Genomic DNA, 22,144 nt, shown 5'->3' with positions numbered 1-22,144 from the left:
CCTGCCGTCCCTATTTGCACCGGTCGCGTGGTGGTGCATCCTCTTGCCCATGACGGACACGGAAGACAAGAGCGCGCCGGTCTGCCCGCTGTGCGACCGGCCGATCCCGGATGGAGGCGGCAGCCTGCATCACCTGATCCCCCGGCTCAAGGGCGGCAAGGGCGGGCCGACGGTGCTGCTGCACCAGATCTGCCACAAGGAAGTGCACGCAACCCTGACCGAAACGGAACTGGCGCGCAGGTTTCACACGATTGAGGCGCTGCGCAGACATCCCCGGCTGGAACGTTTCCTGGAGTGGGTCAGCAAGCGCCCGCCAGGATTCCGGTCAAAGGTTCCGGGCAAGCGCCGGGGGCGCTGATCACGATGGCAAGAGCGGCGTGCCGCGCAGGTCAAGGCCGGTGGCTGTCAGCCCCTCGACGCCGATACCCGCCAGCGCCGGAGCGGGGGCGAATTCCGCCCCTTCGACATGCTGAAACTCGATCAGCGTATAGGGGCGTTTCCACAACCATTCGCGATTCGTCACCGACCAGAGGTCGGGGTCCGGCGGAGTTTCGGTACTGAACCCGAAAAAGAACAGATCGAACTCATAATCGACCACCTCCTGCACCGACAGAAGGGTCATCCCCAGCCCTCGGCAGATCGCCTCGTCCCGGGCGATATCGCCGCTGCGCAAGGTGATATGGGCCAAGGTCGCCGCGGCGAACGGTGCCGAAGGATCGGCCGCCCCGGGCGGCCGGTTGCCTTCGAAATCCTGTTGCAGCAGCTCGATGACGAAGCCCTCGGGGTCGGTAAGGTGGCACAAGTATCCGATGTCTCCGAACTGGCGCGGATCGCTGACGGCGACGCCCTGCGCCCGCAGCGCTTGTACGGCAAGGTCAACATCCGGCAGGGTTATGCCGATCTTCCAATAGCACTGGCCACGATCATGCTGATACCCGCCGCCACCGGCATGCAGGATCAGGTCGGCATCTGGCCCGCCATAGCCGACATGCCACGCCTCGCCCCGTTTACCGGCGGTCATGCCGAGAGTGTCGCGATAAAACCCCGCAAGCGCCGCCGCATCGGCGGCGCGCAGGTGGAGGGCGGCCAACCTCATGGACAGAGGGCTGCGATCCCAGCCGCGATGCCCGGGTCGGCGGTAACCGAATCAGCTACCAACGACCGGGCGGTCTCCATCAACTGGTCGGAAGGCACGATCCGGTCCACGAGACCAAAATCATAGGCCTCCTGCGCGGTGATCTTCTGCCCCGCCATCAGGATCAGCCGCGTCCGGGCCGGGCCGATCAGCGCCGCCATGCGCGCCGGGTCCGACGGCTGCGGCAGAAAGCCGAGCTTCATCACCGGGTAGAAGAATTTCGCCTCGGGCACCGCGATGCGCAGGTCGCAGGCCAGCGCCATGCCGTTGGCGCCACCCGCCAGGGTCCCGTTCAGGGCCGCGACGGTGAGGCAGGGCAGAGCGGCAATGGCGCCTGAAAGCCTCTCCCACAGGTCCGAAGTGGCGAGACCGGCGCGCGCCGCCTCCAGATCGGCACCGGCGCTGAACACCTTGCCGCGCCCGGTCAGGATCAGCGCCCGCGCCTCGCCCGCCGCTTCGGCGATCTCGACCAGCCGCTCCAACATGGCCACGGTCAGCGAATTGGCCTTGTCGGGGCGGTTCAGCGTGACGGTCCACAGACCGCCGTCCTGCTCCAGCTCGATCATATCAGGCCGACCCGGCGGCGAATGGTCTCGTCGCGCAGGGAGATCTCGGTGCCCCGGAATTCGTCCGCATCCGCGCCGCACATCCACAGCAGCGTGCGCGCGGGCCAGTCGGCGGGGACATGCGCCGACCAGTCCAGCTGGCTGACCGGGTTGATGCCCGAGCTTTTGATCTCGCGCTGCATCTGGGTGGCAACGGTGCCCGGGGACAGGCCCATCGCGCGGATGCCGTGATGCGCCTCTTCCAGATGCAGGCAGGAGGTGAGCATCGCCGCACCCGCCTTGGAGGCGCAATAATGGCTCCAGGCCTCGACCGGGTTGTGGGCCGCGCCCGAACTGACCGTCAGGATGGTTCCGCCGCCCGTCTTGCGCATCACCGGCAATGCCGCGCGCATGCCATAGTAGACGCCCTTGAGGTTGATATCGATCGCGTGGCTCCAACCGGCCGGGTCGGAACTGGCCAGATGCGAGATCGGTTCGACGACACCGGCATTGTTGATCAGGACATCCAGACCGCCGAACCGCGCCACCGTGGCATTCACCGCCCCGGCCACCTGTCCGGCATCGGCCACGTCGCAGGCCAGCGGCATCGCCCGATCACCCAGTTCGGCAGCCAGCGTGGCCACAGCGTCGGCGCTGCGGGCGAGCAGCACCACATTGGCGCCCGCCTCGGCAAAGATTCGCCCGGCCTCGGCCCCGATTCCGCGGCTGGCACCGGTGATCAGAACGGTTTTTCCCTGCATGTCGGTCATTCAAATCTCCTTCAACTTCGGTCAAGTCCTACTCTGGCTCGGATAAAGGGTCTAGTGGTTGCCCCTTGACGCCTGCCGCGCCACAACCGACGATAGCCGCGAAATTTATCCAGAGAGGTTCTTGGAATGTCCGTTTTCCTTCGCCGCACGTCAGGCGCCGTGATCGCTTATGCCATAGCCAGCCAGAGCGCCTGGGCCGATCTGAGCGCCGATCAGGTTTGGGCCGACTGGAAAGCTTATCTTGGTGGAATGGGTTACGAGGTTTCCGGAACCGAAAGCCGGTCGGGCAATACGCTGACAATCTCGGGCATGTCGATGACCATGCAGATCCCCGACGCCGAAGGCGCGCTGGCCGTGACCTTGCCGGAAATGAGCCTGACGGATCAGGGCGATGGAACCGTGCGCATCGTCCTGCCCGAAGAGTTCCCGATCAATTTCGTGGTGACCCCGGAAGGCGAGGACGCGGTCAAGGGCACGGTGAACTATCTGAACCGCAACATGTCGATGGTCGTCTCCGGTGCCCCCGAGGACATGACCTATGCCTATTCGGCGGATCAGGTGACGGTCAGCCTCGCCGCGCTGGAAGCAGAAGGCGAAGCGATGCCCGAAGGCGCGATTACCGCGTCGATGGACATCACCGGCGTCGCCGGAACCTCGCAGATGAAGATCGGCGCGATGCGCGACATGGTGCAGAGTTTCACCGCCGACGGGCTGAGCTATGCGCTGTCCTTCGACGACCCCGAATCCGACGATGAAGGCACGTTCAACGGCGCAATGAGCGGCATTACCTATGCCGGCAGTGGCACCATCCCGACCGAGTTCGATGCCGCCAACTTCTCGAACATGCTGAAGTCGGGTTTCGCCTTTGACGGCACGCTGAGCTACACGGCGGGCAACGGGTCAATGAACGGCACCGGCGATGGCGAGACCTTTGCCTTCAGCTCGAAATCGCAGGGCGGCGATTTCCGGATCGGTATGGATTCCTCGCATGTGGTTTATGACCTGACCAGCAATAGGGCCGAGATTTCGATGACCACGCAGGAACTGCCGTTCCCGGTTGATCTGGCGATGGCGAAATCGGGGTTCAAGCTGGATATCCCGGTGCAGGCGGGCGATGCGCCGCAACCCTTTGGCCTGGGATTGAACCTGACCGATTTCACCATGTCCGACATGATCTGGGGCATGTTCGACCCTGTTGGTGCGCTGCCGCGTGACCCGGCGACCATCGCGCTCGACCTGACGGGGACGGCCAAGGTGCTGGTCGATTTCCTCGACCCCACCGTTGCCGAGACGCTGGAAGCGACCGGAGCCGCACCGGGTGAGTTGAACACCCTGCAAATCAACCAGCTGCTGGTGTCGATGGTGGGCGCCAAGCTGACCGGCACCGGCGCGTTCGAGTTCGACAACAGCGATCTGGAGAGCTTCGACGGGATGCCCGCGCCCTCGGGTGTCGCCAACCTGACGCTGGTGGGGGCAAATGCGCTGATCGACAAGCTGATCGCGATGGGTTTCGTTTCGGACCAGGACGCGATGGGCGCGCGGATGATGATGGGCATGCTGGCGGTACCGGGCGATGCGCCCGACACGCTGAACTCGACCATCGAGATCAACAAGCAAGGCCATATCATGGCCAACGGCCAGCGGATCAAGTGATCTGAACACTCTCGGGACCGGGCGTACGGCGCCCGGTTCGCCAATTCGCGGCGCGGGGCTTGCAGCAGGTCCGGTCGGCGGCTACCTCGGTGACAGGATGACAGGAGGGGCCATGCCGCGCACCGTAGAGGAAATCAGTCACGCACTTCTGGATGCGGCCCGCAAGGCGGGGGCCGAGGCCGCCGACGCGATGGTCACCCAGGGCACATCGGTCTCGGTCGAGGTCCGAGGTGGCGCACTGGAACATGCCGAACGGTCGGAAGGCACGGATCTGGGGCTGCGGGTGTTCATCGGCAAGCGGCAGGCCATCGTGTCGAGTTCTGATAGTCGGCCAGAGACACTGGCGGCGATGGCGGAACGGGCGGTGGCCATGGCACGCGAGGCGCCAGAGGATCCCTATGCCGGGTTGGCTGACCCGTCGGAGATCTGCCAGAACCTTGATACGACTGCGCTGGAACTGTGTGATCCGGCCCCCGAACCCACCGCCGAAGCATTGATGCAGGATGCGCTGGCGGCCGAGGCCGCTGCGCTGGCCATCGCAGGCGTGACACAGGTGTCGGATGCAGGCGGCGGATACGGGGCCAATACGATCCATATTGCCGCCACAAACGGGTTTTCCGGCGGCTACAGGCGCACGTCCCGCTCAATCTCTTGCATGGCGATTTCGGGTACCGGCACCGGGATGGAACGGGAATACGACGGCGACAGCCGCAGCTGGCAGTCGGACCTGCGCGACCCCGCCGAAATCGGGCGCATCGCCGGTGAACGGGCGGTTGCCGCGCAAGGTGCCCGAAAGCCCGCGACCGGCACATTCCCGGTGCTGTTCGACGAACGAATCTCGTCGTCTCTGATCGGTCATCTGCTGGGCGCGGCCAATGGTGCCGCGATTGCGCGCGGATCGTCCTGGCTCAAGGACGCATTGGGCGAACAGGTGCTGCCGTCTCATCTGTCGGTGATCGAAGACCCGCATCGCCCGCGTGTCTCGGGCTCGCGCCCCTTCGATGCCGAGGGGCTGGCGACCCGGCGTCGCGCCATCGTGGAAAACGGGGTGCTGACCGGCTGGACGCTGGATCTGGCCAGTGCACGCAAGCTGGGGATGGGATCGACCGCAAACGCGGCGCGTGGCATTTCCGGCCCGCCCTCGCCCAGCAACTGGAACATCGCCATGACACAGGGAACGGCCAGCCGGGCCGACCTGTTGCGCGACATGGGAACCGGTCTGTTGGTGACATCCATGATCGGTTCGACCATCAACCCGAACACCGGCGACTATTCGCGCGGGGCCTCGGGGTTCTGGGTGGAGAATGGCGAGATCGCCTATCCGGTGAACGAATGCACCATAGCGGGCAACCTGCGTGACATGATGCTGCGGATGGTGCCTGCAAACGACGCCCGCACCTGGCTGTCGCGGGTGGTGCCGTCGATCCTGATCGAGGGGATGACGCTTGCCGGAAACTGACCTCGACCTGCTGATCCGTGCCGCACACGAGGCCGGGCGTATCGCCACCCGGTATTCGGGTCGCGAGGCGCAGCGTTGGGACAAACCCGACGGTGCAGGACCAGTGACCGAGGCGGATCTGGCGGTGAACGCCATGCTGGAGCATATGCTGCCAACCGCCCGGCCCGGATACGGCTGGCTGAGCGAGGAGACAGAGGACAGTGCCGCCCGGTTGAACCGCGACCGGGTGTTCATTGTCGACCCGATCGACGGTACCCGCAGCTTTGCCGACGGCTCGCGCACCTGGGCACATGCCCTGGCAGTTGCTGAACGCGGCGTTGTGACAGCGGCGGTGATCTATCTGCCGATGCGCGGCCTGCTGTTTTCGGCCGTGACGGGCGGTGGCGCGTTTCTGAACGGAGATCCGATCCGGGTTTCGGCCCCTGCCGATCTGGCGCAGGCGCATATTCTGGCCGCAAGGCCCAATCTGCTACCGGAACACTGGATCGGGCGAACGCCGCCTGCGTTCCAGCGCGATTATCGACCATCGCTGGCCTACCGGCTGGCGCTGGTGGCGCAAGGCCGGTTCGACGGCATGCTGACGCTGCGGCCCAGCTGGGAATGGGACATTGCCGCCGGTGACCTGATCCTGCGCGAGGCGGGCGGTCTTTGTACCGACCGCTTCGGCGCCCCGCTCAGGTTCAACAACGCCCGGCCTCGCCTGGCCGGGGTGATCGCCGGCGGATACACGGTGCATGGAGGGCTGGCCGCGGCGCTTGACCCGGCAGGCACGGGGATTTCGGCCCATTGACCGCGTCTTGCCGGGATTGGGCAAGCTTGACCTGTAGCGCGGATGCCTTAGGTTGCCGCGGATTTTGAACCGAACCCGCCGGAGCGACCGCATGGCCTGCGCCCTTTTCCCGTTTTCCCGTTTCACGGCCCGCCCCGGGCCGGTGAGACGTTAGACCATGGCGCGTTCGCTCAGCCTTACGGCCTATCGCGTGCTCAGTTGGCGGGGCGCGCATCCCCCGGGCAAGGACATGCCGTCGCGGCCCGAAGGGGAGTTGCTGTGGATTCACGTGGCCGACCGTGGCCGTTTTCCGGCCCTGTGCGATCTGGCCCAGCGCCTTGTCACGTTGCGCCCCGACCTGTCGACACTGTTCACCATTCCCGGGGATACAAGAACTGACGATTGGCCGTCGCCCACAGGGTTGGTATCGGTCCTGCCCGAAGATCACCCGATGTCGGCACGGCGTTTTCTGAACCACTGGACGCCGGACATGTGCCTGTGGTCCGGCGGCGGGCTGAAACCGAACCTGATCGACCAGGCGGCGCAATCCGGGCTGCCCATGGTTCTGATCGACATTGCCGAAAGCGACCTGGCCGCGCGCAAGCACCGGTGGTTGCCCGACCTTACGCGCACGGTTCTGGATTGCTTTGACCTGATCGTGACCAATGGAGAGGCCGCCGCCCGCCAGGTGCGCCGTGCAGGCGTCGCCCCTGCCAAGGTGCGCTCTTCGCCTCCGTTACAGGTCAGTGCGAACCCGGCGCCCTGGCCGGAAGACGAGCTGGCGGCCGTCAATGCGGCTTTGGGGGGGCGCCCGGTCTGGCTGTCTGCCTGGACCCAGGCCAAGGAGTTCATCTCGGTCCTGACCGCCCATCGCTTTGCACTGCGATCACTGCACCGGGCGCTGTTGGTCGTGCATGTCGCCGACCCCGAAGAGGCCGGGCCCCTGCGCGAACGGCTGGAGCATATGGACCTGCGCTGTATCAACTGGGATATCGGTGACATGATCGACGATCACACCCAGGTGGCGATCAGCGCGGACCCCGAGACCCTGGGGCTCTGGTACCGGGTGTCGCCCTTGACCTTTCTGGGCAGTTCTTTGGAGCCCGGCGCGGGCGGACGGGACCCGCTAACGGCGGTGGCTCTCGGTTCGGCGCTACTCTATGGTCCGAACGTGCGCAACCATATCGACACATATGTTCGTCTGGCCTCGGCCGGTGCCGCGCGATCGGTCCGCGACGCCGATGCGCTGGGGTCCGAGGTCGTGCATCTATTGGCGCCCGATGCCGCCGCCGCGATGGCGCTGGCCGGGTGGGAGGTGGTGACCGAAACCGCGCACCTGACCGATGAGCTGATCGAACTTGTCCAGGATCGCCTGGACCGGCGGGGGGCAGAACGTGCGGACGCCTGATTTCTGGAACACCGATCCGGCAAGGCCCGGATTGCGCGCAACTCTGCTGCGACCGTTGGGAGCGCTCTATGCCGGGGCGACCGCGCGGCGGTTGCGGACGGGTCAGCCGATCCGCGCCGCTGTGCCGGTGATCTGCATCGGCAACCTGAACGCGGGCGGAACCGGCAAGACGCCGACCGCGATCTGGGTGGTCGAGCGGCTGCGCGACGCAGGTCACGAACCGCATGTCGTCACGCGCGGATACGGCGGCGCGCTGCAAGGGCCGGTGCAGGTCGATCCGGGACGCCACAGGTCGGAACAGGTGGGCGACGAGCCATTGCTGCTGGCGGCCTTTGCCGAGGTCTGGGTCGCCAAGGACCGGGCCGCTGGCGTGCGGGCAGCCGAAGCGGCCGGCGCTACTGTGATCGTGCTGGATGACGGGTTCCAGAACCCGGCGGTGGTCAAGGATTTCTCGGTCATCGTGGTGGATGCGGCGCAGGGGTTCGGCAACGGGCTGTGCATTCCGGCGGGGCCGCTGCGCGAACCGGTCGACGTGGGGCTGCGGCGCGCCGATATGCTCCTTTCGCTGGGGGATGCCGCCGCGCAGGCGGATTTCGCCGCCCGATGGGGGGCGATGATTGACCTGCCGCATGCCACGGCGGAACTCAAACCCCTGAAAACCGGCATGGACTGGGCCGCTACCCCGGTTCTGGCCTTTGCCGGTATCGGCAACCCGGCCAAGTTCTTTCGCACATTGCGCAACGAAGGGGCGGACGTGTTGCGGGCCGAGGCCTTGGACGACCACCAGCCGTTGACGCCCGCGCTGATGTCACGGCTCGAAAACGAGGCGCGGCTGCTTGGTGCACAGATGGTGACAACCGAAAAAGACGCGGTTCGGCTGCCGCCCGCGTTCCGGTCCAAGGTCATCACCCTGCCGGTGCGGCTGGAAATGGCAGATGCGGACCGGGTGCGCGACATGCTGCTGGCGGTTGCCCCCGCGCCCTAAACCTCAACCGTCCTCGCCCAGCTTGGGCGCGGGTCGGTGCAGGGCCAGGTCGGCGTCCGAGAACCGGAACGGTGCGCGGACGCCCGGCACACCCTGAAGCGCGATCTGCATGCCGCGCGCGATCACCTGCGGGTCTGCCATCACCTCGGCCATGTCGTTGATCGGACCGGCAGGGATGCCCTGCGCCTCGCATGCGGCCAGCAACTCGGCCTTGGCGCGGATCGCAGTAGCGCCGTTCAGCCGCGCGATCATCACCCGGCGGTTGGCAAGGCGATCACGGTTTTTCAGGAACTCGGGCGCCTCGGCCATGTCATCAAGCCCCAGCACCCGGCACAGCCGCTGGAATTGCCGATCATTGCCGGTGGCGATGATGATATGGCCGTCAGCGCAGTCGAACACCTGATAGGGGGCAAGATTGACATGGGCGTTGCCCATGCGCGGCGGCACTTCGCCCGTGGTCAGATAGTTCAGCGCCTGGTTGGCGGTGACGGCAACCGCCACGTCGAGCAGTGCCATATCCACATGCTGTCCGCGACCGGTACGGTCGCGCTGGTGCAGGGCGGCCAGAATGCCGGTAACCGCATAGATGCCGGTAAAGATATCGGTGATCGCCACACCCGATTTCTGCGGCTGGCCCTCGGGCTCGCCGGTGATCGACATCAGCCCGGACAAGCCCTGGATGATGAAATCGTATCCGGCGCGATGGGCATAGGGGCCGTCCTGCCCGAAGCCGGTGATCGAGCAATAGATGAGCCGGGGGTTGATCGCCGACAGCGAGGCGTAATCCAGCCCGTATTTGGCCAGCCCGCCAACCTTGAAGTTCTCGATCAGGATATCGGCGTCGCGCACCAGTGCGCGCACCTTTTCCTGCCCCTCGCCGGTTGAAAAATCGGCAACGACCGATGCCTTGCCCCGATTGGTCGAGTGGAAATACGCGGCTGACACATCGTCGTCGCGCGTCACGAAAGGCGGCCCCCAGGCGCGCGTGTCGTCACCTGCGGGGCTTTCGACCTTGATCACTTCGGCGCCCAGATCTGACAGGGTCTGGCCGGCCCAGGGGCCAGCCAGCACGCGCGCCAGTTCGACGACCCTGAGGCCCGAAAGCGGCGCGGCCCGTGACATCAGTTCGCCAGCTCTGCCTCGATCAAGGCCTTGAATTCGGCATAGGGCTGGTTTTCGACCTTCTTGCCGTTGATCATGAAGCTCGGCGTCGAGTCGATCTCGTCACGGGTGGCGTGTTCCTGGTACCAGGCGACCAGCATCTGTGCCATGGTCGCATCGCCCAGGCAGGCGTCGAGCTTGTCATTGTCGATGCCCGCCAGGCGGCCGATCTTGCGCAGTTCGTCGGCAATCTCGGCCGGGCCACCGGCGCGGGCCCATTCCGACTGGCTCTTGAACATCAGGTCGGTGATGCCAAAGAATTTCTCGGGGCCGCCGCAGCGCGCCACCATCGAAGCCCAGAGACCATAACGGTCGAAATAGACCTCGCGATAGATGAACCGCACCTTGCCGGTGTCGATGAAATCGGCCTTCAGCTGCTTGTATCCGTCCTCGTGGAACCGGGCACAATGCGGGCAGGTGTAAGAGGCATATTCGATGACCTCGACCGGCGCGTCCTCAGCCCCTTGCACCATTTCGACGATGGTCGAGGTATCGACCTCGGCCTGCTGTGCATCGGCGCTGCCGATCAGCGGCGAGGCCGGCAGGCTGCCGGACGACGACGGCAGGCTCAGCCAGTAAGCACCCGCGGCAATCGCCACGGCAGCACAGATCACGGTTCCCATACGGCTCATTTCAGGCCCTTTCTTATGATTTCTGCTTCGATAAAACGCTCTGTGCTAGTCTTTCAAGGGCAGCGCGCAAATCTTCATCTTTGGCACCCTGCGCGACACGGGACGCTTCGGTCACGATTTCCGGCGCGGGACCGGTCGAGACGGCCTTGGGTCGGTGTTCAAATGTTGCCTGCCCTTCGGCAAAACCGGTCGGCGCGGTCTGGGTGATCCTGACACGGCTGATCGCGTTATATCCATAGGCGGCGTTGACCCGTTCGCGCAGCTGCTCTTTTTGCATCTCCAGCATCGGGGCCTGTGCCCCGGTGGTCAGGACCGTCAACGTGGCGCCAAAGCCACCCTTGCCATAACCGATATTGACCGGGCGGGCGATAGCGGCGAGGTCCTGGCCCACGATCTCGGGCCAGTGGGTCAACACCCGGCTGACCGCAAACCCCCGGCTTTCGCCGGCACGGCGGATCTGGTCGCCCAGCAGGATCGCCGTGCGTTTGAAACCGCGGGTCGTGGAACGTCTGTCTGTCATCTGGCATCCGACTCTGATGGCGCTATTGTATGTCCCGGGCGCAGCGGCGCCAGAGAAACCCGACAGTCAGGGAGAATTTTCCGTGCGCGATCAGCAACACATAAACGTGAGCGCTGAATTGCTGGCCTGGTACGACGTCCATGCCCGCGAAATGCCATGGCGGGTCGGCCCGGCGGCGCGCGCCGCTGGCGTGCGCCCCGATCCCTATCGGGTCTGGCTGTCCGAAGTCATGCTGCAACAGACCACCGTCGCTGCCGTTCGCGATTACTTCCACCGCTTCACGGCGCGCTGGCCCACGGTTCAGGCGCTGGCCGCCGCCCCGGACGAGGCGGTGATGGGCGAATGGGCAGGTCTGGGATATTACGCCCGCGCCCGCAACCTGCTGAAATGCGCTCGCGTGGTGGCACAGGACCGTGGCGGGACCTTTCCCGATACCTACGAGGGCCTGATCGCCCTGCCCGGCATCGGCCCCTATACCGCCGCCGCGATTGCCGCCATTGCCTTTGACCGGGCAGAAACCGTGCTGGACGGCAATGTCGAGCGGGTGATGGCCCGGCTTTACGACATTCCCGAACCGCTGCCGGGGGTTAAACCGGTCTTGAAGGCCCGGGCCGCCGACCTGACCCCCATCGACAGACCCGGCGATCATGCCCAGGCGGTGATGGATCTGGGCGCCACGATTTGCACGCCAAAATCGCCCGCCTGCGGCATCTGCCCGCTGCGCGACCCCTGCCTGGCGCGGGCGCGTGGGACCGCGCCCGACCTGCCGCGCAAAGCGCCGAAGAAGGACAAGCCGGTGCGCCTCGGCCATGTCTACCTGGCGCGGCATGCCGATGGCAGCTGGCTGATGGAGCGGCGGCCCGATCGCGGCCTCTTGGGCGGGATGCTGGGCTGGCCCGGGTCGGACTGGTCCGAAGCCCCCGCCCCCAAGCCACCCTTTGCGGCAGACTGGCGCGAACTGCCGGGAGAGGTGCGCCACACCTTTACCCATTTTCACCTGATCCTGCGCATCCACAGCGCCGAACTGCCCAAAGGACCACCGCCCGAGGGGTTGCATATCGTCGAAAGGGACGCCTTCCGCCCCTCGGACCTGCCGACTGTGATGCGCAAGGCATATGACCTGTGGCGCGGCCAATAGACCGATGGGCAGAGACCGGAAAAACGTCTAGGATTCAGGCAGTTTGTTGTGGAGTGTGCGATGATCGCCCCAGAGAAACTCTCGCGCCGGCAAAGCGCCCTGCCCTTCTGGATATCCTACCTGCTGGTGCCGTTGGTCTGGTTCGCGGCAACTGAGGGCGGCTGCTGGCTGCTGGCGGTTCCGTTGTCGACCTGGTGGGCCTTTGCGGCCCTTGACCAGGCGACGGGCGAGAACCTGGAAAACGCCGACCCGGAGACCGGCGAAGAGGCGTTGGGCTGGTACATCCTGCTGACCAAGCTCTGGGTGCCGGTGCAGTTCATCACGCTCTATGGCCTGATCTGGTACGCCACCCGCGCCGACCACCTTTCCACAGGAGAACGGATCGCGCTGTTTTTTGGAGTCGGTGTCATCACCGGGACCATTGGGATCAACTATTCGCACGAATTGATGCACCAGAAGGACCGGTTCGAGCGCTGGTTGGGCGATATCCTGCTGGCGATGGTTCTCTACTCGCATTTCCGGTCCGAACACCTGCTGGTGCATCACCGCTATGTCGGCACCCCGCGCGACCCGGTAACCGCGCGCTATAACGAAGGGTTTCACCGGTTCTATCCGCGGGTGCTGGTGCAATGCCTGCGCTCGGCCTTTCGCGCCGAGCGCGAGATGCTGGCGCGCAAAGACAGGCGCTGGACCGATCCGGCCAACCCGTTCTGGCGCTATTGGGCCTTGCAGGGGGTGATGCTGACGCTCGCCGGGCTGATCGGCGGTTGGGCCGGTCTGGGCCTGTTCCTGGTGCAGGCCGGTACCGCGATCTGGCAGCTCGAGGTGGTCAACTACGTCGAACATTACGGGCTGACACGGAAACACCTGGGCGAGGGCAAATACGAACATGTCAAACCGCGCCATTCCTGGAACTCGGCAAAACGGGCGTCGAACTGGCTGCTGATCAACCTGCAACGCCATTCCGACCATCACTACAAGCCTGACCGCCGGTTTCCGTTGTTGCAAAACCATACCGAGGCGGACGCGCCGCAACTGCCCTATGGCTATCCCGTTATGACCGTGGCGGCGATGATCCCGCCGCTGTGGCGGCGGGTGATGAACCCCCGCGTGCGCGCCTGGCGGCGCCAATATTACCCCGAGATTTCCGACTGGAAACCTTACAACAAGGCGCTGAACCCGGCCCCGCGCTGAACCGCGGCGCGCCGCGCGCGCCGCCCGGCCCAACGGGAGGTGGCGCATCTGCGATGCGCCGGCCGACGGGCGAGAGCAGCCCGCCCTTTCAGAGCGTCCAGACCGTCATCGGATCGCCGATGCCGGGCAGGCTTTCGTTCTCGCGTTTGCTGAACCCTTCGAGCAAGCGGCTGGCGCCGCCATTCTCCTCCAGCACCTGGTCGTGCAGCTCGTCGCTGATCACGATTTTCGCGGCGCAGAGGCGGGTCTGCGCCTCGAGCTTGGCGGCGACGTTGACCGTGTTGCCAATCACAGCGAACTCCAGCCGGTTGGCACCGATATCACCCAGAACCGCTGGCCCGAAATGCAGGCCGATCCCGGCATGGATTTCCGTCTCGCCTGCATGCTTCCGCTCACGGTTCCATTTTTCGATCTCGACCACCATCTCCCGGGCGCAGGCCAACGCATTGGTGGCGTCGCGCTCGCCGGCCACCGGCGTGCCAAACGTCGCCATCAGCCCGTCGCCCAGATATTTGTCGAGCGTTCCGTGATGGCGGAACACCTGCGCCTCCATCCGGGCGTGAAAACCGCGCAGCACCTCGATCACCTCGTAGGGATCGCGACCCGCGGCAAAACGGGTGAACCCCACGATGTCAATGAACAGGACCGCGATATCCTCTTGCCGCACCTGTTTCAGCGGCTCGTCGTTCTGACTGAGCGCATCAACCACATTCGGCGAGAAATAGCGCGACAGGTTGGCCCGCTCGCGCTCCAGCCCGGCGTTGTTCATGAGGAGCCGGTTGAAGCGCCGGACCGAGACACCCAAGGTGACCGCGACGATGAGAAAGACCACCACCTCCTGCACGCGAAGCTCGGGCATGAAGCTGTTGGGGTCAAGAAACTCGATCACGTCAGGATAGCCGAAAAAGGCCGTCGCAGCACGTTGGGTCAACTCGGGGATCGGGGTGGCCAGCCACCAGGCGGCGACCCAGCCCAGCGTCCACATGACACCGGTCCAGGTTCCTATCGCGATAACCGTTCGCCACGAATAGGCCAGCGTCCCGGCGGCGAGAATGACAAAGAAATACTGGAAATTGTCGAACCGGTATTGCATCGCCAGTGGGCGCACATCCTCGGAAAACGGGTTTGGCACGATCATGCCCAGCGTCATGATCAACAGATCTACAAAGATCAGGAACAATTCGGTCCGCGACTGGCCCACCCGCCCGGCACGGCGAATGAACCAGCCGTTCAGCGCGATCAGGCCAAGAATGCCGTGATAATACAGCACCTCCCACTGGGGATTGACGAAGACCAGCAACACCGCGATGACCACCATGGCAACCCAGCGGGCCCGCACGGCCAGTTCCAGCCCCTCGCGCTTGTGCCGTTCCAGCGCCGCCTCGGTGAACCGGTTTTCCAAATCGAACTCGTCCGGTTGGGTAAAGAAAAAGCGTTCGCGACGGCGTGCCGGTGCTGTGATGTCGGCCATTTCGGTCGGCTCCTCGTTCCTACGGTCGAGATAGGCATGATAACCGCAACCGCAAACCGGGTGCGACACTGAAAAAAACCCCGCCGAAGTACGGCGGGGCAAGGTGTAGTGCCTTGTGTCAGGCCACAGGCACCGGCGGTATGCTTGGGTCTTGCGAGGTTAGTTTTCCAGTTCCGAACGGATCTGCTGGCGCAGCACGTCGATCGGCACCACCTTGCCGTCGCGCTTGAAACACCAATAGGTCCAGCCGTTGCACGAGGGCGCGTTTTCCAGAAACGCGCCGACCTGGTGGATCGAGCCCTTGATGTTCTGGCCGATCAGGGTGCCATCGGCCCGCACCTTGGCCTTGTGCCGCTGGTTCATGCTGTAGAGCTCTTCGCCCGGGCGCAGCATGCCGCGCTCGACCAGCTGGCCAAATGGAATGCGCGGCTCTGCCCGCTTGCTGGCGCTGACTTCCAGCGCCTCGCGGTCGAACTTGCGCACCTTGGCGATGCGTTTTTCGGCAACCTTGCGATAGGATTCCTCGCGCTCGATCCCGATGAATTCACGGCCCAGCATCTTGGCCACCGCACCGGTGGTGCCGGTACCAAAGAACGGGTCGAGCACCACGTCGCCCGGATTGGTCGAGCTGACCAGAACCCGGTGCAGCAGCGCCTCGGGCTTTTGCGTCGGATGCGCCTTGTCGCCGTTTTCATCCTTGAGCCGCTCGTGCCCGGTACAGATTGGCAGGACCCAGTCGCTGCGCATCTGCACACCTTCGTTCAGCGCCTTGAGCGCCTCGTAATTGAACGTGTACTTGCCGCCTTCGGATTTCGAGGCCCAGATCATCGTCTCATGCGCGTTGGTGAACCGCTTGCCGCGAAAGTTCGGCATCGGGTTCGACTTGCGCCAGACCACATCATTCAAAATCCAGTAACCCGCATCCTGAAGCGCCGAGCCGACCCGGAAGATGTTGTGATAAGATCCGATCACCCAGATCGCGCCATTCGGTTTCAGCAATCGCCGCGCGGCTTTCAGCCAGTCACGGGTGAACCGGTCATAGGCGGCAAAGCTGGAGAATTGATCCCAATGGTCGTCGACCGCATCGACCTGGCTGTTGTCCGGGCGGTGCAGCTGGCCCTTGAGTTGCAGGTTATACGGCGGGTCCGCAAAGATCAGATCGACAGAGGCCGCAGGCAATGAATTCATCACCTCGACGCAATCGCCGGAAAGAATCGTGTTTAACGGGAGCGCGGTTGCGCCCAGAGTCTTTGTGGTCGTCATATACTGCCTCAAGTTCCACGGCGCTTTTTGCGCTCATTTGGTTGAGGACAGGATGAGTCAAACCGGATTCCCGGTCAAATTCTTTTTTGAATCAGCAGGTTACAAATTACTCTTGATACAATATCTTGTGCACCGGCTTGAACGAACGCCTATGGTGTGGGGTTGGGCCAAGATGTTGGAGCGCCGCGCGATGCTCGGGTGTCGGATATCCGGCGTTCCGCTCCCAGCCATAACCGGGATGCTGTTGCGCCAAATCCACCATGACCCTGTCGCGCCATGTTTTTGCCACAATCGAGGCCGCTGCAATCGACACCGACCTTGTGTCGCCCTTGACCACCGGTTGCGCCGGAATGTCGATCCCCTGTGGAATCATGTTCCCGTCGATCAACAGAAAATCGGGCGGTGGGTCCAATGCCTCGACCGCGCGTCGCATCGCCATGTGCGAGGCGCGCAGGATATTGTACTGCTCGATCTCATCGACCGAAGCCTGTCCGACCGCAACCTCGGCGGCTTGCCTGAGAAGGTCGCTCAACAAGCCGCGCCGCTTGCCGGTCAGCTTCTTGGAATCGTTCAGCCCTTCGGGAATGGCCTCGGCGTTCAGGACTACGGCGGCGGCCACTACCGGGCCAGCCAGCGGACCGCGCCCCACCTCGTCAACCCCCGCGATGCGGAGAAACCCACGCGCAGCAAGCGCCTTTTCAAATTCGAAATCCGGATAGATCATCTCTCTGGCAAACCGCAATTCCGCCATCAAGACAAGAGAAAATGGGCAGGAGGCGTACCCCCTGCCCGTGGACGCGTTTCGCGTCGGGCTGCTCGATTCAATAGTTGTAGGCGACCTTGTAGCCGTACTTGCGCAGGCAGTTGGGCTCATAGGCCGACCGGGTACGTTCGCCATTCCAATAGGCGACCTTGCACTGTTCCGGCAGGCTTTCCGAATACTTGTAGTAGCGCGACAGGCAGCGCGCCCCAAGAACCGGCCCGGCACCGCGATACCCTTCGGCCTCGCGCAGACATTGCGACGGCAGGCTATAGCCGGCGATGTCCTTGGGCAGCGGGCGCGGCTTGGGATAACCGTGCGTCTTGGGTTCGGGCTGCGGGATCGGATAAGGGTGGATCGGGTTGCGCGAAACATGCTCTTCCTGCTGTCTGCGCCGCTCCTTCTTCTTGTCGTATTGGTGGATCGCGGCTCCCAGAATGGCGATGGCGGCAAGTCCACCGAGAATGTCCTTTGCATCTGCGGCCCGGGCCTGGCTGGCGGAAACACCGGTGACGGCAATGGCGGTGGATACGACGAGGGCGATGAACTTGCGGTGCATGGTGAACTCCTGTCCAGCGGTGATTGGGGCGCCCCGCATCAAGGGGCGTGTTCGAGATGCCACCAACCTGGAGCCGCCCGTGCCGGACAAGCAATATCGCCGCCCTGTTATCCGATATCAAAGGCCGCATCGCCCTGTTGTTATTGAATATCCCCGGCTTCGGGCGCAGGATGAGCGGCATGAAACACATCGTCCCGATACTGGCCATTCTGGCCCTGTCCCTGCTTCCGGTTCCAGCCCGCGCCGCTGATTGCTATGCCGAATACAAGGCCAAGCAAGAGCAACCCCTGCGTCTTCACTACGGGGTCATGCAGGTGGCCGCCTGCTCTGCCGGTCAGGCCACTCCGGAAGTCGCCGCGCGCCTGCAAGCTGCCGGCTGGACCCTGCTGAACGTGATCTCTGTCTTCGGTCCCGAAGGCCTGGACAAGAGGAAGGCCGATGCCGGACCCTATTTTCTCCGTTTCTGAGGCGCGCCGCTCGGGCACGCGGCTGATCGGGATGGGGATCGCTGCAATCGTGGTCATCCTCGCCACGACCGCCACCTTCCTGTTCCTCACCCTGCCCGACGCCAACGCGTTCAACGCGCGGGTCGAGCGGGTGTTTATCGAAAACGATCTGACCACCCAGGCCGAGATCCGGCTCTTGGAAATTCTCGCCCAATCGGGCACCGCCTTTGCCGATACCCTGTCAAGCTATCGCATGGTGATCTTCGTCCTGCTGGTCTTTGCCAGCGCGATGATGATCGCGGCGCTGGTTTTTCTGGCAATGCTGGTGCTTATCAACCGCCGCATGGCCCAGATCGAGCGGACCGGCATTCAGGTCACCTCGCTGCTGATCAGCCGCGAGGAGAACACCGTGTATCTCAACAACATGGAGTTCCAGCTGACCCCGGCCGCCATCGAAACCCTTGCCGTTCTGGCCGAGGCGCGGATGGATGACGAGGTGCTGTCAGGCGCCCAGATCGAGGCGGTGATTTCCGGCCGCGATGCTACTGATTGTGAAGAGGCGGCAGGCGCCACCCGGATCAAGCGGCTGCGCGATACGCTCGGCAATCAGATGATCAGCGCGCTGTTGGTCAAGAATATCGCAAAGCGCGGTTACATGCTGGCAATCGAGAAGTCGGTCATCCAGATGGTCTGAAGCTCAGTGGTTGGGCGACGGGCGCCCCGGCTCGGGTTTTACCGGTTTATTCGGTGTCCAGGCCGGACATTTGCAGCGCGCCATGTTGTCCATGATCAGCTCGTCCCGGATGTGAGGGCAGCCATACCCCGGCTGGCTGATCATCCGGCCCGGGTTTTCACGTGCCTGACATACGGCGATGCAGATGCACTGGTCGCGTGTCGGCTGCCACGGTTTCTTGTATTGCGCGGCCACCGGCCCGGTCAGAACCATGCCAAGAAGTGTCATCAGAACAAGTCGCATCCGCCAACCACCGGTAAAATCCCCGCGCGTGCCCTTGGATTCGGGATCCTGCCCGCCCATCCTTTGATAGGATGGGCAAAAAGGAGTCCGCTCATGAACGTCCATGCCACGTCGCTGGGCCAAGGTTACGGCATCCGGACCGAACCGCTCAAGGGCCGTGTCGAGATATACCGCGGCAGCACCCTGCTGGCCGTGACATCCCGTGCAAGGGTGATGTACGAAACCCGGCTTTCGCCAACCGTCTACGTGCCACGCGAAGATGTCCTGGTGCGCCTTGGCGACCGATCCGAATTGCAGACCTTTTGTCCCTTCAAGGGCACCGCCAGTTACCAGGATCTGCTGCTGGAGGACGAGCGCGTGGAAAACGCGGTCTGGGCCTATGAAAACCCCCTGCCGGAAAGCGAGGGCATTCGCGGCCATGTCGGTTTTATGCCCGGTGCCTACACGCGGATGGACCTGGGCGAGAACGAGCTGAGCGAGGGCGATCCCGGCCATATCAGCGGACCGCTGGTGGATTGGCTGATGCGCAGGGCGTCCCAAATCCGCAGCCCCGAGGCATTCACCCTGGCGCTGGCCGAAAAGATGCTGGAACACGGCATTGCCGTGTCCCGCCTGGGCGTGATGGTCTGGTCCTTGCACCCGTTGATCGCCGGCAAACATTACATCTGGGAAAAGGGCAAGACCGAGATTTCGACCTTTGCCCCGACATACGAACTGCACGACAATCCCGCCTATCAGAACAGCCCGCTGCGGCATGTCTCGAACGGTTTGGGCGGCGTGCGTCAACGGTTGAACGATGACACTCCCGAAAACAGCTTTCCGATTATGGAAGACCTCAGGGCACGGGGGGCGACAGATTACGTCGCCATGCCGATGCCGTTTTCGGATGGCCGCACAAATGTCCTGACCCTGACTTGCGATCACCCAGACGGGTTCACCACCGCGAACCTCGGCCTGGTGTTCGAATGCACGGCGGTGATCGGGCGCTATTACGAGGTGTTCACCCAAGCCGAGAATGCCCGCGCGCTGCTGGAAACCTATGTCGGCAAGCGCACCGGCGCGCGGGTGCTGGGCGGCGATATCCGGCGCGGCGACGGCGACGATATCGATGCCGCCATCATGTTCTGCGACCTGCGCGGCTCGACCCGGCTGGAGGAGCAGATGGGTCGCGCCCGATACATCGCCCTGCTGAACCGCTTTTTTGAAACCGTGTCGGACATCGTGCATGCACATGACGGTGAGGTTTTGAAGTTCATCGGCGACGCGGTACTGGCGGTGTTTCCAAATGCCACGACGGCCGAGACCGCGCAACGAAACGCTCTGGACGCCGCGACCCGCATCGTGTCGACCCTGGACCAAGGCACCGACGGGGCGCCGACGCTCGACTGCGCCATCGGGATTGCCTATGGCCGGGTGACCTATGGCAATGTCGGATCTCGCGAACGGCTGGATTTCACCGTGATCGGCCAGGCGGCCAATGTGGCCGCCCGTCTGGGCGACTACGGAAAATCTGCACAGCATCGGATCGTGGTGTCAGAGGACATTCGCCCGGTCTGCGGCGATTGCCTGTCCCTGGGCGCCGTGACGCTTCACAACGTGACCGATCCGGTCAGCTGTTACGCGATTGCCGCCTGAACATGTTCGGGGAACCGATCCGGGCGCCTGCCGGAGCGACCGCCATGCCTCAGCGGAACGCGGCACCCAGAAGGGTCAGCGCATTTTGCGCGGCCGAGGTTCCGATGACCTGGCTGTTGATCTGTGCCCGCGCCAGATAGGCGATCGTGATCTTTTCCACCGTTTCGGGGTCGGTGAACTGAGAGATCGAATCCGAACCGGTCAGTTCTTGCAGCTTGTCCTTGAAAATCTCAAGCTGCTGGTCGATGTCGATCCGCCCCAGTCCCGACGGCAGGCCCAGCGCGGTCTCCATCATCTGCCTGAGCGGTGGAACACCCATCAGGGAGAACCATTTCGCGTTCTCGCCCGAGCGATCTTCGGCCAGAGCCTTTAGTTCATGCTGCGCATAAAGCGCGATGCGCAGGCTTTCGTCCTGGGTGCCGATCGCCGTCTCGAAACCGGCAGCTTCGTGGCGAGCAACGATATCTTCCATGAAGGTCACCAGCCCGGTGGTGCGGATCTCGCCCGGACCCAGACCGAACGCCTTGGAAAATTCGCGGTAACGCTTGTCCGACAGCTTGTTGGCCAGCGCATCCGGCGAGGTGGTTCCATCCTCCAGGATCTTGCGGACAAAATAGGTATTGTTGATGTCGTCCTGAAGCCCGAACGCCCCGAGCGCCACTTGCAGAAGGCGCCTGTCAGACACGAGATCCTCGGCGCTTTTGACGGTACCGATCTTATCCGTGAAATAATCGGCCTCTCGGTTTCTCGCGGCGGATTTCGAGAAGCTCTGTAACTGACTGTCATATGTCCGTTGCAGGAACCGCCAACCCGCGATCCCGTTCGAAACAAGAACGGGCTGAAAGCTCATTGCGGGCGCAGCGCCAGAATGCGCTCCTCTCGCGGCAACAGACCGCGCAGCGCCTTGAGGCACTTGTAGTAGTGTTCCGCCACCAGGGCTTCGGTCGCCTCGGACAGAAGTTTGCGGCTGTCCCGGTCTGTGAAGACCTGGCTCAGCTCTTCTATGCGCCGCAAAAGCGACAGTTTGGCGGCGGATGGGTCACTATCGCCCGACAGGATAAGCTGGGCCGCATAACAGACACGGCGTACCGGGGTCGTCGCTTCCTCGGGGTGGATGGCATCGCGCAGGCGCAAGATGTTCGCGTCGGGTGTCATGATCGACAACCTGCCACGACGATCTCCGTTTTCGATCACCGCTCCGTTGATCAGCACCCGTTCCTTGGGAGCGAGTTTCAGGACAAGGCCGCTCATGCCGCCGACCCTCCGTTGCGAAGGCCGCGCAAAACGGCCGTGTTGATTTCCAGAAGCGGCCGAACGGACGCTTCGCGGCGAAGGATCCTGCTGGTGTGGACCTGAGTGAATTCGGCCAGGTAGAACAACCGCCCCCGCAGATCGGCAGGCAGGCTGTTGGCGCTGTCAGCCACGTCGGCGGCCAGGACGCCCCACAGACGGTTGTTTTCGTGCAGGGCTTCGACCAGGGCCCCAAACCCGGCGTTGCCGCGCTGGGCCGCGTCGTGCATGCGGTGGGTGATTCTGGACAGAACCTCGTATTCCATGTTCCGCGGCGTCCGAATCGGTGCGGAAGCGGCCGAATAGGCCTGGCGTGCCTGAAGAAGCGCGTTCACGTGATGTCCTTACTGTTGGGAAATATCGGCGAGGGAGGCC

At 63.9% G+C, this 22,144-nt stretch carries 25 protein-coding genes; 11 read left to right on the top strand and 14 right to left on the bottom strand.

The features are described from left to right. The first annotated feature begins 49 nt into the window (after positions 1-49). A complete protein-coding gene (locus G0P99_RS12895; RefSeq protein ID WP_164130408.1) occupies positions 50-358 on the top strand; it encodes an HNH endonuclease in 309 nt (102 codons plus the stop codon). Here G0P99_RS12895 and G0P99_RS12890 read toward each other — a convergent pair whose 3' ends face one another. From G0P99_RS12890 to G0P99_RS12880, 3 genes are read right to left on the bottom strand one after another with little or no spacing between them, the layout of a single operon-like run. Further along, the gene (locus G0P99_RS12890) at positions 359-1,096 is read right to left on the bottom strand and encodes a VOC family protein (RefSeq protein ID WP_164130406.1); all 738 of its coding nucleotides are present in this window, start codon (positions 1,094-1,096) and stop codon (positions 359-361) included. It abuts the gene before it with no gap. Further along, positions 1,093-1,701, bottom strand: a complete 609-nt coding sequence (locus G0P99_RS12885; protein WP_164130404.1) for an enoyl-CoA hydratase/isomerase family protein — start codon at positions 1,699-1,701, stop codon at positions 1,093-1,095. The genes G0P99_RS12890 and G0P99_RS12885 overlap by 4 nt, the downstream gene beginning before the upstream one ends. Further along, complete coding sequence (locus G0P99_RS12880) at positions 1,698-2,450, bottom strand: SDR family oxidoreductase (RefSeq protein WP_164130403.1); 753 nt, start codon at positions 2,448-2,450, stop codon at positions 1,698-1,700. The genes G0P99_RS12885 and G0P99_RS12880 overlap by 4 nt, the downstream gene beginning before the upstream one ends. 126 nt (positions 2,451-2,576) lie before the next feature. Here G0P99_RS12880 and G0P99_RS12875 point away from each other — a divergent pair, with 126 nt between their 5' ends. The 5 genes from G0P99_RS12875 to lpxK all read left to right on the top strand — a co-directional run bounded on the left by G0P99_RS12875 (position 2,577) and on the right by lpxK (position 8,724). After that, a complete protein-coding gene (locus G0P99_RS12875) occupies positions 2,577-4,103 on the top strand; it encodes a DUF2125 domain-containing protein (RefSeq protein ID WP_164130400.1) in 1,527 nt (508 codons plus the stop codon). Positions 4,104-4,215: 112 nt separating this feature from the next. Beyond that, positions 4,216-5,562 carry a TldD/PmbA family protein gene (locus tag G0P99_RS12870; protein ID WP_164130398.1) on the top strand — a complete coding sequence of 449 codons (1,347 nt, stop codon included), beginning with the start codon at positions 4,216-4,218 and terminating at the stop codon, positions 5,560-5,562. Further along, positions 5,549-6,352, top strand: a complete 804-nt coding sequence (locus tag G0P99_RS12865) for a 3'(2'),5'-bisphosphate nucleotidase CysQ (protein WP_164130396.1) — start codon at positions 5,549-5,551, stop codon at positions 6,350-6,352. The genes G0P99_RS12870 and G0P99_RS12865 overlap by 14 nt, the downstream gene beginning before the upstream one ends. A 157-nt stretch (positions 6,353-6,509) precedes the next feature. Next, positions 6,510-7,739 (top strand): 3-deoxy-D-manno-octulosonic acid transferase, encoded by a 1,230-nt coding sequence (locus G0P99_RS12860; RefSeq protein WP_164130394.1) that lies wholly within the window; start codon positions 6,510-6,512, stop codon positions 7,737-7,739. Next, positions 7,726-8,724 carry a tetraacyldisaccharide 4'-kinase gene (lpxK, locus tag G0P99_RS12855; protein WP_164130392.1) on the top strand — a complete coding sequence of 333 codons (999 nt, stop codon included), beginning with the start codon at positions 7,726-7,728 and terminating at the stop codon, positions 8,722-8,724. The genes G0P99_RS12860 and lpxK overlap by 14 nt, the downstream gene beginning before the upstream one ends. 3 nt (positions 8,725-8,727) lie before the next feature. Here lpxK and G0P99_RS12850 read toward each other — a convergent pair whose 3' ends face one another. From G0P99_RS12850 to G0P99_RS12840, 3 genes are read right to left on the bottom strand one after another with little or no spacing between them, the layout of a single operon-like run. Further along, a complete protein-coding gene (locus G0P99_RS12850) occupies positions 8,728-9,846 on the bottom strand; it encodes a CaiB/BaiF CoA-transferase family protein (protein ID WP_164130390.1) in 1,119 nt (372 codons plus the stop codon). Beyond that, positions 9,846-10,517: a DsbA family protein gene (locus G0P99_RS12845; protein WP_164130388.1), complete on the bottom strand. Its 672-nt coding sequence runs from the start codon at positions 10,515-10,517 to the stop codon at positions 9,846-9,848. The genes G0P99_RS12850 and G0P99_RS12845 overlap by 1 nt, the downstream gene beginning before the upstream one ends. A gap of 13 nt (positions 10,518-10,530) precedes the next feature. Beyond that, positions 10,531-11,037, bottom strand: a complete 507-nt coding sequence (locus tag G0P99_RS12840; protein WP_164130386.1) for a DUF721 domain-containing protein — start codon at positions 11,035-11,037, stop codon at positions 10,531-10,533. Between the two features lie 82 nt (positions 11,038-11,119). On the opposite strand from G0P99_RS12840, the gene mutY reads away from it, so the two are divergent. Next, positions 11,120-12,175, top strand: coding sequence for an A/G-specific adenine glycosylase (gene mutY, locus G0P99_RS12835; RefSeq protein WP_370462781.1), 1,056 nt, complete (start codon positions 11,120-11,122; stop codon positions 12,173-12,175). 60 nt (positions 12,176-12,235) lie between these two features. Then, complete coding sequence (locus tag G0P99_RS12830) at positions 12,236-13,369, top strand: alkane 1-monooxygenase (RefSeq protein ID WP_164130382.1); 1,134 nt, start codon at positions 12,236-12,238, stop codon at positions 13,367-13,369. 88 nt (positions 13,370-13,457) lie between these two features. On the opposite strand, the gene G0P99_RS12825 is transcribed toward G0P99_RS12830, so the two are convergent. The 4 genes from G0P99_RS12825 to G0P99_RS12810 all read right to left on the bottom strand — a co-directional run bounded on the left by G0P99_RS12825 (position 13,458) and on the right by G0P99_RS12810 (position 17,422). Further along, positions 13,458-14,840, bottom strand: a complete 1,383-nt coding sequence (locus G0P99_RS12825; RefSeq protein WP_164130380.1) for an adenylate/guanylate cyclase domain-containing protein — start codon at positions 14,838-14,840, stop codon at positions 13,458-13,460. 159 nt (positions 14,841-14,999) lie between these two features. Further along, positions 15,000-16,103, bottom strand: a complete 1,104-nt coding sequence (locus G0P99_RS12820; RefSeq protein ID WP_164130378.1) for a site-specific DNA-methyltransferase — start codon at positions 16,101-16,103, stop codon at positions 15,000-15,002. 106 nt (positions 16,104-16,209) lie between these two features. Then, positions 16,210-16,827 carry a ribonuclease HII gene (locus G0P99_RS12815; protein WP_164131155.1) on the bottom strand — a complete coding sequence of 206 codons (618 nt, stop codon included), beginning with the start codon at positions 16,825-16,827 and terminating at the stop codon, positions 16,210-16,212. Between the two features lie 97 nt (positions 16,828-16,924). Beyond that, the gene (locus G0P99_RS12810; RefSeq protein ID WP_164130375.1) at positions 16,925-17,422 is read right to left on the bottom strand and encodes a hypothetical protein; all 498 of its coding nucleotides are present in this window, start codon (positions 17,420-17,422) and stop codon (positions 16,925-16,927) included. Positions 17,423-17,601: 179 nt separating this feature from the next. On the opposite strand from G0P99_RS12810, the gene G0P99_RS12805 reads away from it, so the two are divergent. Next, positions 17,602-17,889 carry a hypothetical protein gene (locus G0P99_RS12805; RefSeq protein WP_164131154.1) on the top strand — a complete coding sequence of 96 codons (288 nt, stop codon included), beginning with the start codon at positions 17,602-17,604 and terminating at the stop codon, positions 17,887-17,889. Beyond that, complete coding sequence (locus G0P99_RS12800; protein ID WP_164130373.1) at positions 17,861-18,562, top strand: hypothetical protein; 702 nt, start codon at positions 17,861-17,863, stop codon at positions 18,560-18,562. Before G0P99_RS12805 ends, G0P99_RS12800 begins: the two co-directional genes overlap by 29 nt. A gap of 3 nt (positions 18,563-18,565) precedes the next feature. Here the strand turns inward: G0P99_RS12800 and G0P99_RS12795 are convergent, their stop codons facing one another. Beyond that, positions 18,566-18,844 (bottom strand): hypothetical protein, encoded by a 279-nt coding sequence (locus tag G0P99_RS12795; RefSeq protein WP_164130370.1) that lies wholly within the window; start codon positions 18,842-18,844, stop codon positions 18,566-18,568. A 93-nt stretch (positions 18,845-18,937) separates the two neighbouring features. Between G0P99_RS12795 and G0P99_RS12790 the strand changes: the two genes are divergently transcribed. After that, complete coding sequence (locus G0P99_RS12790) at positions 18,938-20,479, top strand: DUF427 domain-containing protein (RefSeq protein WP_164130367.1); 1,542 nt, start codon at positions 18,938-18,940, stop codon at positions 20,477-20,479. Between the two features lie 49 nt (positions 20,480-20,528). Here G0P99_RS12790 and G0P99_RS12785 read toward each other — a convergent pair whose 3' ends face one another. From G0P99_RS12785 to flaF, 3 genes are read right to left on the bottom strand one after another with little or no spacing between them, the layout of a single operon-like run. Beyond that, a complete protein-coding gene (locus tag G0P99_RS12785; RefSeq protein WP_164130366.1) occupies positions 20,529-21,329 on the bottom strand; it encodes a DUF1217 domain-containing protein in 801 nt (266 codons plus the stop codon). Beyond that, positions 21,326-21,730: a flagellar biosynthesis repressor FlbT gene (gene flbT / locus G0P99_RS12780; protein ID WP_164130363.1), complete on the bottom strand. Its 405-nt coding sequence runs from the start codon at positions 21,728-21,730 to the stop codon at positions 21,326-21,328. Before flbT ends, G0P99_RS12785 begins: the two co-directional genes overlap by 4 nt. Then, on the bottom strand, positions 21,727-22,104 hold the full coding sequence (gene flaF, locus G0P99_RS12775) for a flagellar biosynthesis regulator FlaF (protein ID WP_164130361.1): 378 nt from the start codon (positions 22,102-22,104) through the stop codon (positions 21,727-21,729). The genes flbT and flaF overlap by 4 nt, the downstream gene beginning before the upstream one ends. Between the last annotated feature and the right edge of the window lie 40 nt (positions 22,105-22,144).

Origin of the sequence: Ruegeria sp. PrR005, from assembly GCF_010500245.1 — a bacterium.
Lineage (GTDB): Bacteria > Pseudomonadota > Alphaproteobacteria > Rhodobacterales > Rhodobacteraceae > Ruegeria_B > Ruegeria_B marisflavi.
The sequence above is the reverse complement of the archived record's forward strand: the minus strand, read 5'-3'. Positions and strand labels throughout refer to the sequence as shown.

Excerpts from the sequence above, each read along its gene's own strand:
- G0P99_RS12895 (WP_164130408.1), top strand. The coding sequence starts at position 50 with ATGACGGACACGGAAGACAAGAGCGCGCCGGTCTGCCCGCTGTGCGAC.
- G0P99_RS12890 (WP_164130406.1), bottom strand. The coding sequence starts at position 1,096 with ATGAGGTTGGCCGCCCTCCACCTGCGCGCCGCCGATGCGGCGGCGCTT.
- G0P99_RS12885 (WP_164130404.1), bottom strand. The coding sequence starts at position 1,701 with ATGATCGAGCTGGAGCAGGACGGCGGTCTGTGGACCGTCACGCTGAAC.
- G0P99_RS12880 (WP_164130403.1), bottom strand. The coding sequence starts at position 2,450 with ATGACCGACATGCAGGGAAAAACCGTTCTGATCACCGGTGCCAGCCGC.
- G0P99_RS12875 (WP_164130400.1), top strand. The coding sequence starts at position 2,577 with ATGTCCGTTTTCCTTCGCCGCACGTCAGGCGCCGTGATCGCTTATGCC.
- G0P99_RS12870 (WP_164130398.1), top strand. The coding sequence starts at position 4,216 with ATGCCGCGCACCGTAGAGGAAATCAGTCACGCACTTCTGGATGCGGCC.
- G0P99_RS12860 (WP_164130394.1), top strand. The coding sequence starts at position 6,510 with ATGGCGCGTTCGCTCAGCCTTACGGCCTATCGCGTGCTCAGTTGGCGG.
- G0P99_RS12850 (WP_164130390.1), bottom strand. The coding sequence starts at position 9,846 with ATGTCACGGGCCGCGCCGCTTTCGGGCCTCAGGGTCGTCGAACTGGCG.
- G0P99_RS12845 (WP_164130388.1), bottom strand. The coding sequence starts at position 10,517 with ATGAGCCGTATGGGAACCGTGATCTGTGCTGCCGTGGCGATTGCCGCG.
- G0P99_RS12840 (WP_164130386.1), bottom strand. The coding sequence starts at position 11,037 with ATGACAGACAGACGTTCCACGACCCGCGGTTTCAAACGCACGGCGATC.
- G0P99_RS12830 (WP_164130382.1), top strand. The coding sequence starts at position 12,236 with ATGATCGCCCCAGAGAAACTCTCGCGCCGGCAAAGCGCCCTGCCCTTC.
- G0P99_RS12825 (WP_164130380.1), bottom strand. The coding sequence starts at position 14,840 with ATGGCCGACATCACAGCACCGGCACGCCGTCGCGAACGCTTTTTCTTT.
- G0P99_RS12820 (WP_164130378.1), bottom strand. The coding sequence starts at position 16,103 with ATGACGACCACAAAGACTCTGGGCGCAACCGCGCTCCCGTTAAACACG.
- G0P99_RS12815 (WP_164131155.1), bottom strand. The coding sequence starts at position 16,827 with ATGATCTATCCGGATTTCGAATTTGAAAAGGCGCTTGCTGCGCGTGGG.
- G0P99_RS12810 (WP_164130375.1), bottom strand. The coding sequence starts at position 17,422 with ATGCACCGCAAGTTCATCGCCCTCGTCGTATCCACCGCCATTGCCGTC.
- G0P99_RS12805 (WP_164131154.1), top strand. The coding sequence starts at position 17,602 with ATGAAACACATCGTCCCGATACTGGCCATTCTGGCCCTGTCCCTGCTT.
- G0P99_RS12800 (WP_164130373.1), top strand. The coding sequence starts at position 17,861 with ATGCCGGACCCTATTTTCTCCGTTTCTGAGGCGCGCCGCTCGGGCACG.
- G0P99_RS12795 (WP_164130370.1), bottom strand. The coding sequence starts at position 18,844 with ATGCGACTTGTTCTGATGACACTTCTTGGCATGGTTCTGACCGGGCCG.
- G0P99_RS12790 (WP_164130367.1), top strand. The coding sequence starts at position 18,938 with ATGAACGTCCATGCCACGTCGCTGGGCCAAGGTTACGGCATCCGGACC.
- G0P99_RS12785 (WP_164130366.1), bottom strand. The coding sequence starts at position 21,329 with ATGAGCTTTCAGCCCGTTCTTGTTTCGAACGGGATCGCGGGTTGGCGG.
- flbT (WP_164130363.1), bottom strand. The coding sequence starts at position 21,730 with ATGAGCGGCCTTGTCCTGAAACTCGCTCCCAAGGAACGGGTGCTGATC.